The 14,992-nt window shown below is 70.6% G+C and carries 14 protein-coding genes; 7 read left to right on the top strand and 7 right to left on the bottom strand.

All coding sequences use genetic code 11. From position 1 onward, the window contains the following. Positions 1–56 precede the first annotated feature (56 nt). Positions 57–473, bottom strand: coding sequence for a VOC family protein (locus tag ACZ5ON_RS15880; protein WP_465591726.1), 417 nt, complete (start codon positions 471–473; stop codon positions 57–59). 151 nt (positions 474–624) lie between these two features. On the opposite strand from ACZ5ON_RS15880, the gene ACZ5ON_RS15875 reads away from it, so the two are divergent. Next, entirely contained in the window at positions 625–1,224 is a 600-nt protein-coding gene (locus ACZ5ON_RS15875) for a DUF6542 domain-containing protein (RefSeq protein ID WP_465591723.1), read from the top strand. Positions 1,225–1,293: 69 nt separating this feature from the next. On the opposite strand, the gene ppgK is transcribed toward ACZ5ON_RS15875, so the two are convergent. Both ppgK and ACZ5ON_RS15865 read right to left on the bottom strand, forming a co-directional pair. Next, on the bottom strand, positions 1,294–2,037 hold the full coding sequence (ppgK, locus tag ACZ5ON_RS15870) for a polyphosphate--glucose phosphotransferase (protein ID WP_465591721.1): 744 nt from the start codon (positions 2,035–2,037) through the stop codon (positions 1,294–1,296). Between the two features lie 131 nt (positions 2,038–2,168). Then, positions 2,169–3,152 carry a 4-hydroxy-3-methylbut-2-enyl diphosphate reductase gene (locus ACZ5ON_RS15865; protein ID WP_465591718.1) on the bottom strand — a complete coding sequence of 328 codons (984 nt, stop codon included), beginning with the start codon at positions 3,150–3,152 and terminating at the stop codon, positions 2,169–2,171. Positions 3,153–3,319: 167 nt separating this feature from the next. Here ACZ5ON_RS15865 and xseA point away from each other — a divergent pair, with 167 nt between their 5' ends. The 3 genes from xseA to ACZ5ON_RS15850 all read left to right on the top strand — a co-directional run bounded on the left by xseA (position 3,320) and on the right by ACZ5ON_RS15850 (position 5,640). Continuing rightward, entirely contained in the window at positions 3,320–4,537 is a 1,218-nt protein-coding gene (gene xseA, locus ACZ5ON_RS15860; RefSeq protein ID WP_465591715.1) for an exodeoxyribonuclease VII large subunit, read from the top strand. A gap of 100 nt (positions 4,538–4,637) precedes the next feature. Then, positions 4,638–4,886, top strand: coding sequence for an exodeoxyribonuclease VII small subunit (locus ACZ5ON_RS15855; RefSeq protein WP_465591712.1), 249 nt, complete (start codon positions 4,638–4,640; stop codon positions 4,884–4,886). Between the two features lie 142 nt (positions 4,887–5,028). Continuing rightward, complete coding sequence (locus tag ACZ5ON_RS15850; protein WP_465591709.1) at positions 5,029–5,640, top strand: malonic semialdehyde reductase; 612 nt, start codon at positions 5,029–5,031, stop codon at positions 5,638–5,640. Between the two features lie 88 nt (positions 5,641–5,728). Here the strand turns inward: ACZ5ON_RS15850 and ACZ5ON_RS15845 are convergent, their stop codons facing one another. Next, entirely contained in the window at positions 5,729–6,250 is a 522-nt protein-coding gene (locus ACZ5ON_RS15845; RefSeq protein WP_465591707.1) for a DUF4245 domain-containing protein, read from the bottom strand. A gap of 214 nt (positions 6,251–6,464) precedes the next feature. Between ACZ5ON_RS15845 and glpX the strand changes: the two genes are divergently transcribed. Then, a complete protein-coding gene (gene glpX, locus ACZ5ON_RS15840; RefSeq protein WP_465591705.1) occupies positions 6,465–7,502 on the top strand; it encodes a class II fructose-bisphosphatase in 1,038 nt (345 codons plus the stop codon). A gap of 151 nt (positions 7,503–7,653) precedes the next feature. Here glpX and ACZ5ON_RS15835 read toward each other — a convergent pair whose 3' ends face one another. Both ACZ5ON_RS15835 and ACZ5ON_RS15830 read right to left on the bottom strand, forming a co-directional pair. Next, complete coding sequence (locus tag ACZ5ON_RS15835) at positions 7,654–8,022, bottom strand: WhiB family transcriptional regulator (RefSeq protein ID WP_465591818.1); 369 nt, start codon at positions 8,020–8,022, stop codon at positions 7,654–7,656. A gap of 429 nt (positions 8,023–8,451) precedes the next feature. Then, a complete protein-coding gene (locus ACZ5ON_RS15830; protein ID WP_465591815.1) occupies positions 8,452–9,177 on the bottom strand; it encodes a DUF1707 SHOCT-like domain-containing protein in 726 nt (241 codons plus the stop codon). Between the two features lie 262 nt (positions 9,178–9,439). Between ACZ5ON_RS15830 and ACZ5ON_RS15825 the strand changes: the two genes are divergently transcribed. Further along, positions 9,440–11,107, top strand: a complete 1,668-nt coding sequence (locus tag ACZ5ON_RS15825) for a fumarate hydratase (RefSeq protein ID WP_465591702.1) — start codon at positions 9,440–9,442, stop codon at positions 11,105–11,107. 143 nt (positions 11,108–11,250) lie between these two features. On the opposite strand, the gene ACZ5ON_RS15820 is transcribed toward ACZ5ON_RS15825, so the two are convergent. Next, entirely contained in the window at positions 11,251–11,484 is a 234-nt protein-coding gene (locus tag ACZ5ON_RS15820; RefSeq protein WP_465591699.1) for a hypothetical protein, read from the bottom strand. A gap of 214 nt (positions 11,485–11,698) precedes the next feature. Here ACZ5ON_RS15820 and ACZ5ON_RS15815 point away from each other — a divergent pair, with 214 nt between their 5' ends. Further along, positions 11,699–14,668: an AfsR/SARP family transcriptional regulator gene (locus ACZ5ON_RS15815; RefSeq protein WP_465591696.1), complete on the top strand. Its 2,970-nt coding sequence runs from the start codon at positions 11,699–11,701 to the stop codon at positions 14,666–14,668. Positions 14,669–14,992: the final 324 nt, after the last annotated feature.

Genomic DNA, 14,992 nt, shown 5'->3' with positions numbered 1-14,992 from the left:
AGGGCCAGCCGAACGGGGTCCGGGCGCGAACGGGATACGGGCCCGGCCCCGGTGGCTCAGGCCTCCCCGGCGCCGTCGGGCTCCGCGGCCGGCTCCAGGAATTCCAGCCGGTTGCCCAGCCCGTCGGCGGAGTGGAAGCGCCGGTAGCCGGGGAAGTCGCCGTCCCAGACCACCGGGTGGCCGTGTGCCTGCAGTCGGGCGGCCAGGTCGTCCAGCGAACGGACCAGGATGCCCGGGTGGCCCTTGCGGGACGGGGCGAACTCGGCCACCACTCCGAGGTGCACCTCGACCCCGCCGCCCCGGAACCAGCAGCCGCCGCGCGCCGCCAGCACCGGTGGCTTCTCGACCTCGGCCATCCCGAGCACCCCGGCCCAGAACTCCCGGCAGACGTCCTCGCTGCCGGCCGGGATGTCCAGTTGGACGTGGTGCAGCCGCTCGAACGCGAAGACCGCCTCGGCAGTCGGCTCGGTCACGGACATCTCGTCTCCCCCTGGTCGTGTCCGAACGCGTCCGGACGGTCCCGCCCGGACGAGCCTCCTGAGACTACTCACGGCCGGGGACACGGGCGAGGGCCAAACGCGGCCATTACACACTGTGGCGATGATCGGACCGTACGTTGGTTGGGTGGAGCAGAGCATCCGTACCCAGCCGCCCGGGCCCAGACGGCGACCGCCAGCCGGTACCGCCGCGGAGGCCGCCGTACCGGGGCCCGCGACGCCCCCCGAGTCCCGGGCCCGCCAGCCGTCCAGGCGGCGCACGGCCGTGCGGCCCGCCCCGCCGAAGGCGCGGCTGCGCCTGACGCTCCAGCTCGGCGCCCGGGAGCGTCCGCGCAGCGGGCGGCCGGCCCGGCTCACCGCCGTCGGCACCGGCGTCCTGGCGGTGGCCGGCACCGTGCTGGTGGCGGCGGTGGACCGGATGCTGTTCGACGAGCTCGGGGTGCTGTTCGGGATCGGCTACCTGGTGGTCTGCTTCCAGTTGGCGATCCGGGTGCGGTTCGCAGACCTGGCCGCCGCGCCGATCAGCGGGCCGATCGCCTTCGCCGCCGCGCTGGTGATCTTCGAGCCGGTCGCCTCGCCCGGGGTGACCGGGCAGGTGGTGGCGCTGGCGGCCGGTCTCGCGGTCCGGGCCGAGTGGCTGTTCGGCGGCACCGGCCTGGCGGGTGTGATCGTGGCGGCCCGGTTCGTGGCCCAGCGCCGCCTCAGGCGCAGCAGGTCGAACGGCTGAGGGCCTGCTCCGCAGGCACGCCGTCCGCCGCGGACGGGTGCGTGCCCCGGAAGGTGCCGCGCCCGGGCGTCAGCCGGACTTGGCGGCGGCCATGGCGGCACCGACGATGCCGGCGTCGTTGCGCAGGCGGGCCGGCAGGATCCTCGCCCCTCGCTGCTTCAGCAGGGGCAGGAACTTGTCGTGCTTGCGGCTGACCCCGCCGCCGATGATGATCAGCCGGGGGGAGAACAGCCGGTCCACCAGGTCGAGGTACTCGTCCACCCTGACGGCCCATTCGGACCAGCTGAGTTCGTGGCGTTCCTTGGCCGCCGAGGAGGCCCGGCGTTCGGCGTCCTTGCCGCGCAGTTCCAGGTGGCCGAGCTCGCTGTTGGGGACCAGGACGCCGTCCACGAACAGGCCGCTGCCGATACCGGTGCCGAAGGTGAGGACGAGCACCACCCCGCCCTGGTCGCGGCCGGCGCCGTAGGTGATCTCGGCGAGGCCGGCCGCGTCGGCGTCGTTGAGCACGGTGGCGGGCAGGCCGAGGGCCTGCCGGAAGAGGCCCTGCGCGTCCTGGCCGATCCAGTCCTTGGAGACGTTGGCCGCCGTCCGGGTGTGCCCGTCGACCACCACACCGGGGAAGGTGAGCCCGACCGGGCCCTGGTGGCCGAAGTGGTGGACCACTTCGCAGACGGCGCTGACCACCGCCTCCGGCGAGGCCGGGTGCGGGGTGAGGACCTTGTACCGCTCCTCGGTGAGCTCGCCGCGTTCCAGGTCGACGGGCGCGCCCTTGATCCCCGAGCCGCCGATGTCAACGCCGAATACCGCCGCCATGGCCACTGCCCTCCGTCGTCCACAGTCTGTGCACAAACGTACGGGCGCCGGCCGGCGCCCGCCTGCTGATACCCGGGGCCGGACACGACGATGCCCGGGATCCCCATGGCTCCCGGGCATCGCGGCGGCGCTCAGAGCTTCTCGGCGGCCTCGGCGCGCAGGTCGCGGCGCAGCTCCTTGGGCAGCGAGAAGGTCAGGTGCTCCTCGGCGGTCTTGACGATCTCCACGTCGGCGAAGCCGCGCTCGGCGAGGAAGGCCAGCACACCCTCGACCAGGATCTCCGGCACCGAGGCACCGCTGGTCAGGCCGACCGTGGTGACGCCCTCCAGCCAGGCCTCGTCGATCTCGTCGGCGAAGTCGACCAGGTGCGCGGCCTTGGCGCCGTACTCCAGACCGACCTCGACCAGGCGGACGGAGTTGGAGGAGTTCTTGGAGCCGACCACGATCAGCAGGTCGGTCTCCGGCGCCAGCTTCTTGACCGCGACCTGACGGTTCTGGGTGGCGTAGCAGATGTCGTCGCTGGGCGGGCTGACCAGCAGCGGGAAGCGCTGCTTCAGCTGGTCGACGGTGGCCATGGTCTCGTCCACCGAGAGGGTGGTCTGGGACAGCCAGACGACCTTGGACTCGTCGCGCACCTGCACGTTGGCCACGTCCTCGGCGCCGTCCACCAGGTGGATCCGGTCCGGGGCCTCGCCCATCGTGCCGATGACCTCCTCGTGGCCCTCGTGGCCGACCAGCAGGATGTCGTAGCCCTCGTCCGCGAACCGCACGGCCTCCTTGTGGACCTTGGTCACCAGGGGGCAGGTGGCGTCGACGGTGGCGAGCTTGCCGGCCTTCGCCTCGTCGTGCACCGAGGGGGCGACGCCGTGCGCCGAGAAGACCACGATCGAGCCCTCGGGCACCTCCTCCGTCTCGTCGACGAAGATCGCGCCCTTCTTCTCCAGGGTCTGCACGACGTACTTGTTGTGCACGATCTGCTTGCGGACGTAGATCGGCGCCCCGTACTGCTCAAGGGCCTTCTCCACGGCGATCACGGCGCGGTCGACGCCCGCGCAGTAACCCCGGGGGGCGGCGAGCAGGACGCGGCGCTGAGCAGTGTTGGACATGGCACCCATGGTACGGGCCCACCCTCCCCCGTTCGGACCGCGACGGCGGTACCGTCCCGCGCGCGCGGCCTGCGCCGCCGAGCGGACGGGCGGCGCTGGAAGCCACGGCCCGGGGCCCGCCGCCGGGCCGCCCGGGGCGGCCTCCGCTGTCGGTCGCCGGGGATAGCCTCGTACGCATGGCCAACACCAGTTCACCTGAGGCGCCCATCCCGGTCGGCAAGGTCTCCGCGCTGATCGGGGGCTGGATCGACCGGCTCGGCGAGGTGTGGGTCGAGGGGCAGATCACCCAGCTCAGCCGGCGTCCGGGGGCCGGTGTGGTGTTCCTGACACTGCGCGACCCGGAGCGGGACGTCTCGCTGACCGTGACGTGCTTCCGGGCGGTGTTCGACCGGGTGGCCGAGGACGTCCAGGAGGGCTCGCGGATCATCCTGCTCGCCAAGCCCGAGTGGTACCTGGCGCGCGGCACGCTCTCGCTGCGGGCCTCCGAGATCCGGCTGGTGGGGCTGGGCGAGCTGCTCGCCAGACTGGAGCACCTGAAGCGGCGGCTGGCGGCCGAGGGGCTGTTCGCGGCGGAGCGGAAGCGGCCGCTGCCCTTCCTGCCGCACTGCATCGGCCTGGTGACCGGGCGCGGTTCGGCCGCCGAGCGGGACGTCCTGGAGAACGCGCGGCGCCGCTGGCCCGCCGTCCGCTTCGAGGTGCGCAACGTACCGGTGCAGGGGGTCAGCGCGGTGGCCCAGGTGTCGGCCGCGGTACGGGAGTTGGACGCGCACCCCGAGGTCGACGTGATCATCGTGGCCCGGGGCGGCGGCAGCGTCGAGGATCTACTGCCGTTCTCCGACGAGGAGTTGGTGCGGACGGTGGCCGCCGCCCGCACTCCGGTGGTCAGCGCGATCGGGCACGAACCGGACCAGCCGCTGCTCGACTGGGTCGCCGATCTGCGGGCCTCGACTCCGACGGACGCCGCCAAGCGGGTCGTGCCGGACGTCGGGGAGGAGCTGGCCAAGGTGCACCAGCTGCGGGACCGGGCGCGCCGGCACGTCTTCGGGCGGGTCGAACGGGAGCTGGCCGGGCTTGCGAGCGTGCGGAGCCGTCCGGTGCTCGCCGCTCCGCACCGGCTGGTGGACGGGCCGGCCGACGAGGTGGCCGCACTGGTCGAGCGGGCCCGGCGTTGCCTCGGCCACCGGCTGGACGCCGCGGAGTCGGACCTGGGGCACACCCTGGCGCGGGTGGTGGCGCTCTCGCCGCTGGCCACGCTGGAGCGGGGGTACGCCGTGCTGCAGCGGGCGGACGGGCACGTGGTCACCGATCCGGCGCAGGTCGCGGCCGGCGAGCAGCTGCACGCAAAGGTCGCCGAGGGCGCCTTCGACGTGACGGTCGGCGAAGCCCCCGCGTAGCGGCGGCGCCTTCACCGGCTTCCCGCGCCTCCACCGGTTTCCCACGCCCGGGCCCGACGGCCAGCCCTGCTTGTCAGGGGCGGCACCTAGGCTGGTCGGCATGGCAGATCAGCAGGTGACAGGCCCGGGGAACGACGACGCCCTGGGTTACGAGCAGGCCAGGGACGCACTGCTGGAGGTGGTCCGGCAGCTGGAGGCGGGCGGCGTCCCGCTGGAGGAGTCGCTGGCGCTGTGGGAGCGCGGCGAGCAGCTGGCGAAGGTCTGCCAGCGCTGGCTGGACGGTGCGCGGGCGCGGCTGGACGCGGCCCTGGCGGCCGAGAAGGAGGGAGCCGACAGCGCGGACGCCTAGGACCGACCGGCGACAGGGCCGGGGGGCGTGAGCCGAGTCACGGCCCTCTTGCGGAATAGTTTAAGTTTCACCTACTGTTGGACCGGCCGAGCGGCGACGGTGCCGCCCCAACGCTTTCGTCTCCAGCAAAAGGTGTAGAAGCATGACTACCGCAGCCAACGACATCCTGGTGCTCGACGCCGCCGCCCAGGACCTGCTCTTCCGCGAGGCCCGCACCGCTAACTCGTTCACCGACGAGCCGGTCACCGACGAGCAGGTCCAGGCGATCTACGACCTGGTCAAGTACGGCCCGACGGCGTTCAACCAGCAGCCGCTGCGCATCGTCCTGGTCCGCACCCCCGAGGGCCGTGAGCGCCTGGTGCAGCACATGGCCGAGGGCAACCAGTCGAAGACCTCGGCCGCCCCGCTGGTCGCGATCCTGGCCCAGGACAACGAGTTCCACGAGGAACTGCCGACCGTCTTCCCGCACTTCCCGCAGGCCAAGGACGTCTTCTTCGCGGAGCGCTCGACCCGCGAGTCCTCCGCCGCCCTGAACGGCGCCCTGCAGGCCGCGTACTTCATCATCGGCGTCCGCGCCGCCGGTCTGGCCGCCGGCCCGATGACCGGCTTCGACGCCGCGGCCATCGACAAGGAGTTCTTCCCCGAGGGCGACCACTCGGTGCTCGCCGTGGTCAACATCGGCATGCCGGGCGAGGACGCCTGGTTCCCGCGCAGCCCGCGGCTCGAGTACGACCAGGTCGTCACCACGGTCTGACCCTGGGTCCGCCGCAACCCGACCCCAGGTCCACCGCAACGCGAACGGCCCCCGGCTCTCGGAGCCGGGGGCCGTTTCGCCGTACGGGTCACTTCAGCGACTGGGCGAGCTCGGAGAGCTCCTGGTATGAGGCGCTGCCGGTGACCACCGTGGTGGCGCTGCCGGTCTGGACGGTCAGGCCGCGGTACTGGCTGCCCTGGTAGCGCTCCCACTGCTTGCCGCCGACCGTGGCGTTGCCGTCCGACTTGGCGCCGGCCACGGCGTTCTCGATGACCTGGTCCCGGGCGCCGTTGCTCTGCTCGATGGCCGCGTAGTCACCGGACGGGGTGACGAAGCCCAGGTGCCAGGTGGCGTTGCCCTTGGCGTCCTGGCCGTACTCCACCGAGGTGGCCCGCCACTTGTCGGAGAGGCCCTCGGGCCCCAGCAGCGGGTAGGGAGCGGCACGCTTCGCCGAGGCGAGCGAGGAGCGGTAGTCCACGACGTGTACGCCGTCGCCACCGCCGTGCGGGAGGAACAGGTATCCCACCGCGACCACGACACCGATAGCCGCCATCGACAGGACCATGTCCCGTACCGTCTGCCGGCCCTTCATGCTGCTGTTGCCTGCCACCCCCTCATGGTGAACCATCGGGACCCCGCACCCTGCACCCGGGGTCCGCGTCGAGGCGGAAACGGCTCAAACCCGCCCGGAATCGCAGGTCGCGGCGGTGGGCGCCACAGACAGTCATCTCGTAGCCAGATACGATCGCAACACCCTCATCACGGCGTTCGACCAGGAAGTAGTCGGGCGCTCACTGGCCGTCGCGTACAGAGAGGTAACGACGATGACCACCCACCCGCACAACCTCCCTCGATCCCTCGAGGTCGCCCCGGAGGCTCCGGACCGGAACCTCGCCCTCGAACTCGTCCGGGTCACGGAGGCCGCCGCCATGGCGGCCGGCCGCTGGGTCGGGCGAGGCGACAAGAACGGCGCCGACGGCGCGGCCGTGAAGGCCATGCGCACCCTCGTCTCCACCGTCTCGATGAACGGCGTGGTCGTCATCGGCGAAGGTGAGAAGGACGAGGCCCCGATGCTCTACAACGGCGAGCGGGTCGGCGACGGCACCGGCGCCGAGTGCGATGTCGCCGTGGACCCGGTGGACGGCACCACGCTGACCGCCAAGGGCATGAACAACGCCATCGCGGTGCTGGCCGTGGCCGACCGCGGCACCATGTTCGACCCCAGCGCGGTCTTCTACATGGACAAGCTGGTGGCCGGCCCCGAGGCCGCCGACTTCGTCGACATCACCGCCCCGCCGGCCGTCAACATCCGCCGGGTGGCCAAGGCCAAGGGCAGCGCGGTCGAGGACGTCACCGTGGTCCTGCTGGACCGCCCGCGCCACGACGGCCTGGTCCGGGAGATCCGCGAGGCGGGCGCCCGGATCAAGTTCATCTCGGACGGCGACGTGGCCGGCGCCATCATGGCCGCCCGCGAGGGCACCGGCATCGACCTGCTGATGGGCGTCGGCGGCACCCCCGAGGGCATCATCGCGGCCTGCGCGATGAAGTGCATGGGCGGCGTCATCCAGGGCCGGCTGTGGCCGAAGGACGAGGCCGAGCGGCAGAAGGCACTGGACGCGGGCCACGACCTGGACCGCGTGCTCAGCACCGACGACCTGGTCAGCGGCGAGAACGTGTTCTTCGTCGCCACCGGCATCACCGACGGCGAACTGCTGCGCGGCGTCCACTACCGCCAGGAGACCGCCACCACCAGCTCGCTGGTGATGCGCTCCAAGAGCGGCACGATCCGCCAGATCGACTCGGTGCACAAGCTCTCGAAGCTGCGGGCCTACAGCGCGATCGACTTCGACCGCGCCAACTGACGGCGGCGCCGACCGGCGACGGCGCTGACCGACGACGGCGCTGACCGACGACGGCGCTGACCGACGACGGCGCGCCGCCGGGCGGCTCCGGCAGCGGACGGCAGAACGGCCGGTGGGCCTCGGGAGAGTCTCCCGAGGCCCACCGGCCGTTTCACCCCGCTATCCGCCGCTGCTCGCCCACCCGCCGGGCCTCCCGCAACTCGCCGTCGCGGCGCCGCCGCCGGGCCAGCACCACGCGCCGCTCGGCCGCGGTCAGCCCGCCCCACACCCCGTACGGCTCCGGCTGGACCAGCGCGTGTTCCCGGCACTCCAGCAGCACCGGGCAGCGGGCGCAGACCTGCTTGGCCTGCTGCTCCCGGGAGAGCCGGGCCGCGGTGGGCTCCTTCGAAGGCGCGAAGAACAGTCCGGCCTCGTCGCGGCGGCAGGCCGCTCCGGTGTGCCAGGGACTGTCCTCGGGGCGGTCGAGCTGCTGCGTCCCGGCGCCGAGCAGGTCGGCGGGACTGCGTCGCCCCGCCATCATCACGGTGGTACGGACGCTGGACTCGATCGGATGCAGCACGGCTTACTCCTACGACGTTTCGAGACTCGGGGGAAGGCTCGCGTCACTGCCCGGCTGCCCCGTGCTCACCCCGTCGGGCCTCGGCCGCTTCGGCGTCTGCCGTCTCCGGGGTCACAGCCGTACAAGAAACGATGTGCGGGAGGAACTACCCAGCAGTATCCCGGTTCATGCACAACGCACCCGACCGACTACGGACTGCACTCATCCCAACGGTGAGTGCCGGAAGCCCCGTTGACGGTTCACCCCGGTCCGTCCCCAGGCCGCGGAACGGCGGCACCGGCCTGGACGTGGGCAACTGTCCTGGCCGGTGGGGTGGTTGAGGATTCGAATGCCGGGCAGCGGTCCAACTGCCCGGCTGGACGGATGTTCTGCTCTTCCGCGAGGGGGCGGTCAGCGGTCGAGCTGCCTGCGCGCCCACTCGCGCAGCTTCTTGCCCCGGCGCGGCCTTGCCTCACAGCCGCCGAACACCGCCGCGCCCTTCACCCGGACCACCGGCGCGTAGGGATCGGCCGCCGTCTGCTCGCGGACCGAGAAACCGCCGAAGATACCGACGCCCCCGCCGTGCAGGCTCACGTTCTCCGGCACCCGGATCTCCACCCCACCGAAGATCGCGGTGACCTCGATGACCACCTCCGGCGACTCGAACACCGCGTCCGTGAGGTCGATCTCCACCCCGCCGAACACCGCCACCGCGCGCAGATACGGCCCGACCCGCCAGCGCCCCTTGCGCTCCGCGCCGCCGAAGACCGCCACCATGGTCGGCGCCTCCTGGCGGGCCGGCGGCCTGGGAGCCGGCGCCGGCTCCGGCCCCGCCTCCGGCTGCCGCAGCGGGGGCTTCTCCATCGAGATCGGCCGGTGCGCGGGCAGGTCCCGGGTCAGCGGTACGAGATCGCCGAGCGTCCTGGCCCCGTACGCCGCCTCGATGCGGTCGCTGTGCTCCTCCATCGTGAGCCGCCCCTCCGCGTACGCGTCGCGCAGCAGTTCGGCGACCCGCTCGCGGTCGGCGTCCGAGGCCCTCATCTCGACCTCGGAGACGGGTGCGGTGTCGATGGGGGCCGGAGCCGGCTTCGGGGCGGGGCCCCGCTCGGGTGCGGGCGATCGCTCGGGCTTGGTCATGGAGACGGGCGGCAGACCCGGGTCCTGCTGCGGAGACGGCTTGTCCTGCGGCCCGTTCTGCGACTTGTCCTGCTGCGACGACGAGTTGTCCACAGGCCAAGACTAGCCATCACGGCCCCGGCCGAACGGCAGTTCAGCCCGGTCCGCCGCAATCCGCGTGACCCCCGTCACGCAGGCCCACCTGCCCGCACCGGCACCCGGTCCGCCGCCTACCCTTGGGGGTGCTTCGTCGTCGCAGCCGAATCAGTTAAGGACCTCCCCCATGGCTCCCACGCCAGAGTTCGAATACTCCGACCTCCTGCCGCTCGGTGCGGACACCACCCCCTACCGCAAGCTGACCTCCGAGGGCGTCAGCACCTTCGAGGCCGGGGGCCGAACCTTCCTGCAGGTCGAGCCGGAGGCCCTGCGGCTGCTCACCGCCGAGGCGATGCACGACATCTCGCACTACTTGCGCCCGGCCCACCTCGCCCAGCTGCGCCGCATCCTGGACGACCCCGAGGCCAGTCCCAACGACCGCTTCGTCGCGCTGGACCTGCTGAAGAACGTCAACATCTCGGCCGGCGGCATCCTGCCGATGTGCCAGGACACCGGTACCGCGATCGTCATGGGCAAGCGCGGCCAGAACGTGCTGACCGCGGGCTCGGACGAGTCCGCCATCGCGCGCGGTGTGTACGACGCGTACACCAAGCTGAACCTGCGCTACTCGCAGATGGCCCCGGTCACCATGTGGGACGAGAAGAACACCGGCAACAACCTGCCGGCCCAGATCGAGCTGTACGCCACCGACGGCGACGCGTACAAGTTCCTCTTCATGGCCAAGGGCGGCGGCAGCGCCAACAAGTCGTACCTGTACCAGGAGACCAAGGCGATCCTCAACGAGTCGTCGATGCTCTCCTTCCTGGAGCAGAAGATCCGCTCGCTGGGCACGGCCGCGTGCCCCCCTTACCACCTGGCGATCGTGGTCGGCGGCACCAGCGCCGAGTTCGCGCTGAAGACCGCCAAGTACGCCTCGGCGCACTACCTGGACAACCTGCCGACCGGTGGGGACGCGAAGACCGGTCACGGCTTCCGCGACCTGGAGCTGGAGCAGAAGGTCTTCGAACTGACCCAGAAGATCGGTATCGGTGCGCAGTTCGGCGGCAAGTACTTCTGCCACGACGTCCGGGTGATCCGCCTGCCCAGGCACGGCGCCTCGCTGCCCGTCGCGATGGCCGTCTCCTGCTCGGCCGACCGCCAGGCGCTGGGCAAGATCACCGCTGAGGGCGTCTTCCTGGAGCAGTTGGAGACCGAGCCGGCCAAGTACCTGCCTGAGACCACGGACTCGCAGCTCGACGGCGAGGTCGTGCGGGTCGACCTGAACCAGCCGATGTCGCAGATCCGCGAGCAGCTCTCCAAGTACCCGGTGAAGACCCGGCTTTCGCTCAGCGGCACCCTGGTCGTGGCGCGCGACATCGCGCACGCCAAGATCAAGGAGAGGCTGGACCGCGGCGAGGGCATGCCGCAGTACATGAAGGACCACCCGGTCTATTACGCCGGTCCGGCCAAGACCCCCGAGGGCTACGCCTCCGGCTCCTTCGGCCCGACCACGGCCGGCCGGATGGACTCCTACGTCGACCAGTTCCAGGCGGCCGGCGGCTCGATGGTCATGCTCGCCAAGGGCAACCGCTCGAAGCAGGTCACCCAGGCCTGCAACGCCCACGGCGGCTTCTACCTCGGCTCGATCGGCGGACCCGCGGCCCGCCTCGCCCAGGACTGCATCAAGAAGGTCGAGGTCCTGGAGTACCCCGAGCTCGGCATGGAGGCCGTCTGGCGCATCGAGGTCGAGGACTTCCCGGCCTTCATCGTCGTCGACGACAAGGGCAACGACTTCTTCGCGGAGGTCACCGACGGCCCGCTGATCACCAACCTGCGGGTCCGCTCGGCGCAGTAGCGGTGTAGCGGTCTTTGAGCCGCCCTTCCTGCCGCCGTTCGCGGCGCGGGCGGGGCGGCTCTGCCGGTCGGCGGCCCCTGACCGGCCGCACACAAATGCCCTGCACCACCGCGAAGGGCGGAGCAGGGCACTGAACTGTCCGGTTACGGGCGGTTGATGATGGTTCCGAGCGGCTCGAAGCCACCGTCCTTCTTGGGCTGCTGAGTGTCAGGAGCCGGCACCGCCTGAGTGTTGGGCTCAGGCTCGGCCAGTCCATTGAGAACGTCGAGGATCGGCTGGGCGTCAGCAGCCGGGAGTGTGTGCTCGGCCGACGCCGGCTGCTCGGGCACCAGCGGAGTCTCGGTCGGAACGGCGCTGGTGGTGGTGTTGTCGGCCATGGATCAAAGCCGCCTTTCGGGTCATCAGGTCACTTCGGCCCGACCGGAGAGTCAAGGCGCGAGCCAAGTATCGTAGTGTTCGTTAAATGTCTTATAAACACCCCGAGGCGTGTCTTCTTCTCCAACGTTTGCCCGCTTCCTCATAAGCTGGCGCCTCACGCGAGACCGTGGAGCGTGACGCTCGGGAAGCACATCAATGCCATCGGGGGATCTCATGGAGCTTCAGGGGAAGTCGCATGCGCTGCGCTTCCAGGTGCTCGGTCCCGTCCAAGCCTGGCGCGGAGAGCAACCCCTCTCGCTCGGGTCGCCACAACAGCAGGCGGTTCTGGTCGCGCTCCTGCTCAATCACGGCCGGCCGGTGGCAACGCAGGATCTGGTCGACGGCCTATGGGGTGACCGTCCTCCGCCGCAAGCAGTGGCCGCGCTGCGAACCTATGTGTCGCGGCTGCGAACCGTCATCGAACCGCACCGGGAAGTACGTACCCCCGCCGAGCTGCTGGTCTCTGTGAGCGACGGCTATGCGCTGCGGATCCCCCCCGAAGCTCTTGACCTGGCAGCGTTCGAAAGCGAATTCGCCTCGGCCGCCACCGCCAAGACCAGCGGAGACTTCCGCGAGTCTCACCGCCTCCTCGCCTCGGCTCTCTCTCGGTGGGCCGGCCGCCCGCTGGCCGGCATCCCGGGACCCTACGCCGAAGCCCAGCGAATGCGCCTGACCGAGCGCCAGATCAGCGCTGCGGAAGAGCGATGTGCGGCCGCGTTGGAGATCGGCCTCCACTCGGAAACCGTTGCTGAACTCAGCTCGCTTGCCGCCGAGCACCCGCTACGGGAACGGCTCCGTGAGCTGTTGATGCTTGCGTTGTACCGCTGCGGCCGCCAGGCAGAGGCACTTGGTGTCTACAGCGACACCCGCAAGCTGCTCATCGAGGAACTGGGGGTCGAACCGGGAGCCGGCCTGGGGTCGGTTCACTCCCGGATCCTGGCCGGCGACCCCGCACTCATGCCTGCCCCTTCATCATTCGCAAGAGCGAACGCGGCCGATGAGGCCGTGCCCTTCGTACCGCCGGCACAACTTCCGGCCGATGTGTCCGACTTCAGTGGCCGTACCGAGCTCGTGAGTGAGCTCCAGAGTGTGCTGGGCAGCGGCTCCGGGCAGGCCGTCGTCGTCACTTCACTGGCCGGGATCGGTGGGGTCGGGAAGACCACCCTCGCAGTTCATGTCGCCCACCGTCTGCGGTCGGAATTCCCGGACGGCCAGTTGTACACCGACCTTCGTGGTGCCGGTGCTTCACCTGCGGACCCTGCTGTGGTGCTCGGCGACTTCCTCTACGCGCTGGGAGCCACCGAAACTCCTGACGCACTTGAACAACGATCTGCCCTGTATCGGTCACTGCTTGCCGATCGACGGATGCTCATCCTCCTGGACAACGCCAAGGACGCCGAGCAACTCAAACCTCTGATCCCAGGCGTGTCCAGCAGCGCTGTCCTGGTAACCAGCCGTTCCCGACTGGCAGAACTGCCCGGAGCTCACCTGGTGGACGTCGAGGAGCTGACCCCGGCGGAGGCACTGGCACTGTTCTCCGCGATCGTCGGAGAACAGCGCGTCGCGGCCGAGCCCGAGGCCTCACTGGCTGTCGTCCGGGCGTGCGGACTCCTACCACTAGCCGTCCGGATCGCTGCGGCCCGCCTGGCAAGTCGCCCGCGCTGGAGTGTCTCCGATCTGGCCCGTCGGTTAGCGGATCAGCGGCGGCGGCTGAGTGAGCTGCAGCTCGGCAACCTGGCCGTGGAAACCACCATTGGCCTCGGATACGGGCAGCTGAAGACGGAGGAGGCACGCGCCTTCCGCCTGCTCTCTCTGATCGATGCTCCCGACCTTCCCCTGAGCGCTGTCACAGATCTACTCGGCGTCAGTGAGGACGCTGCGGAGCAGCTTGCGGAAGCCTTGGTAGAGGCCAACATGCTGGAGTGCTTTACTCCCGGCCGCTATCGGTACCACGACCTGCTTCGTCTCTTTGCCCAACGACAGAACGAGAAGCTCCGGGACACCACCGCTCAACACGCCGCTCTCCTCCGCCTGCTGGATTCACTGGTGGCAACCATGCGGAATGCCGCCCAGGCGATCGAGCCCGACGACGTGCTGACGGAGTCGCTTCACCAACCCGTCTCCACGGGTTGCTCCTTCAGCGGAGGTGACGCTGCCCGGAACTGGCTTCGGTCGGAACTCGCTCTGGTGCTCAGTAGCATCGAGGCTGCTGTTCAAGGCCCCCTGCAGCTACTGCGGCCTGCCGTGGACCTGCTCATCGTCCTGAACGGTCTGGTCGAGGACCCAACTCATGGGCAGCGGATAAGAGTGGCCCTGGACACCGCCGACGCCAACGCCCGGTCGAACTCCGACAATGCCGCCCTTGCGCGGATCCAACTGGCTCTCGGCTTCCTCCAGCACGTCGCCGGCGAGTACCACAACGCGGAACTCTCCTTCCGCCGCAGTCTGGACCTGCAGGGGAAGGACGACCAGACGCATCTCCGGGCGAATGTCGCCAACCTGCTCGCCGTCGTTCTGAGTCTGGCCGACCGCCCCGCCGAGGCACTTCCGTTCCTTGAGGAGGCCCGTCTGGTCAGCCGTAGCCTCGGTGCCAGGATCAGCGAGGCGCGACTGTTGGGCAATCTTGCCCGGACGCATCTCGACCTGGGCCAGCACGACGAAGCCGTCGGCTCCGCGCAGGCCGCCGTGGAGGCGGCGCGCTCGTCGGGCAACACGCCGTGTCTGGCGGACACGCTGTACCAGCTCGGCGTGGTGCTGCGGTCCACCGGGTCGCCCGGGGAGGCCGCGGCGCAGTTGCGGGAGGCGCACCGGCTGTACCAGTCCGACCAGCGGCGGATCTGGGAGGGTTACTCACTGGCGAGGCTGGCGCCCTGCCTGCTGGCGGACGGTCAGCCTCCGGAAGCCGCCGAGGCGGCGGAGGAGGCGCTGGCGATCGCGCAGGAGCTGGATGCCGCCTACTGCCAGGGCCTGGCGAACGCGGCGTTGGGTGAGGCGCTCCTGGAGTTGGGACAGCCCGCACGTGGGTTGGCCTGTCTCCAGGAGGCGCACTCGATCTTCACGCGGCTCGGTGTGCCCGAGGCCCTCCCCCTGCGGGACCTCATCGAGCAGCAGCACACCGAGCCCTCCGCTCCCCCTGCGCCGTAATCTCCGTCCCCCGACAGGAGATCCCCCGTGCGTCAGTTCCCCCGTGTCGTCGGCGTTCCCGCAGCCCCCCGGCTGCGGGAACGCCCTGACGCTTCCCCGGCGCTGAAAGAACTCTGACAGACGCCGATTGACGTTCGATAAACGCCGCCGTCAATCGCGTCTCCGCAGGTCAGAGGCGCGGCGCTCAGTGAACTGTGCGGCGCGGGGCAGCTGCCCGCACCACCCCCTCCTGCCCCGATGTGCTCCCACGATCCCGGCCAAATTCGTCCCGGTGAGGACGAGTTGGCCGGAAAGGGATCCCATGGCCGAGTGATCACGCCTATT

Source organism: Kitasatospora sp. NPDC032150 (assembly GCF_055579945.1).
Note: the sequence above shows the minus strand (reverse complement) of the source record. Positions and strands in the feature narration are given on the sequence as shown.

What these genes read in the sequence shown, in the direction of transcription:
- ppgK (WP_465591721.1), bottom strand. Translation starts at nt 2,037, where the DNA reads ATGGCGGCGGTATTCGGCGTTGACATCGGCGGCTCGGGGATCAAGGGC.
- ACZ5ON_RS15865 (WP_465591718.1), bottom strand. Translation starts at nt 3,152, where the DNA reads ATGGGTGCCATGTCCAACACTGCTCAGCGCCGCGTCCTGCTCGCCGCC.
- xseA (WP_465591715.1), top strand. Translation starts at nt 3,320, where the DNA reads ATGGCCAACACCAGTTCACCTGAGGCGCCCATCCCGGTCGGCAAGGTC.
- ACZ5ON_RS15855 (WP_465591712.1), top strand. Translation starts at nt 4,638, where the DNA reads ATGGCAGATCAGCAGGTGACAGGCCCGGGGAACGACGACGCCCTGGGT.
- ACZ5ON_RS15850 (WP_465591709.1), top strand. Translation starts at nt 5,029, where the DNA reads ATGACTACCGCAGCCAACGACATCCTGGTGCTCGACGCCGCCGCCCAG.
- glpX (WP_465591705.1), top strand. Translation starts at nt 6,465, where the DNA reads ATGACCACCCACCCGCACAACCTCCCTCGATCCCTCGAGGTCGCCCCG.
- ACZ5ON_RS15835 (WP_465591818.1), bottom strand. Translation starts at nt 8,022, where the DNA reads ATGATGGCGGGGCGACGCAGTCCCGCCGACCTGCTCGGCGCCGGGACG.
- ACZ5ON_RS15830 (WP_465591815.1), bottom strand. Translation starts at nt 9,177, where the DNA reads ATGACCAAGCCCGAGCGATCGCCCGCACCCGAGCGGGGCCCCGCCCCG.
- ACZ5ON_RS15825 (WP_465591702.1), top strand. Translation starts at nt 9,440, where the DNA reads ATGGCTCCCACGCCAGAGTTCGAATACTCCGACCTCCTGCCGCTCGGT.
- ACZ5ON_RS15820 (WP_465591699.1), bottom strand. Translation starts at nt 11,484, where the DNA reads ATGGCCGACAACACCACCACCAGCGCCGTTCCGACCGAGACTCCGCTG.
- ACZ5ON_RS15815 (WP_465591696.1), top strand. Translation starts at nt 11,699, where the DNA reads ATGGAGCTTCAGGGGAAGTCGCATGCGCTGCGCTTCCAGGTGCTCGGT.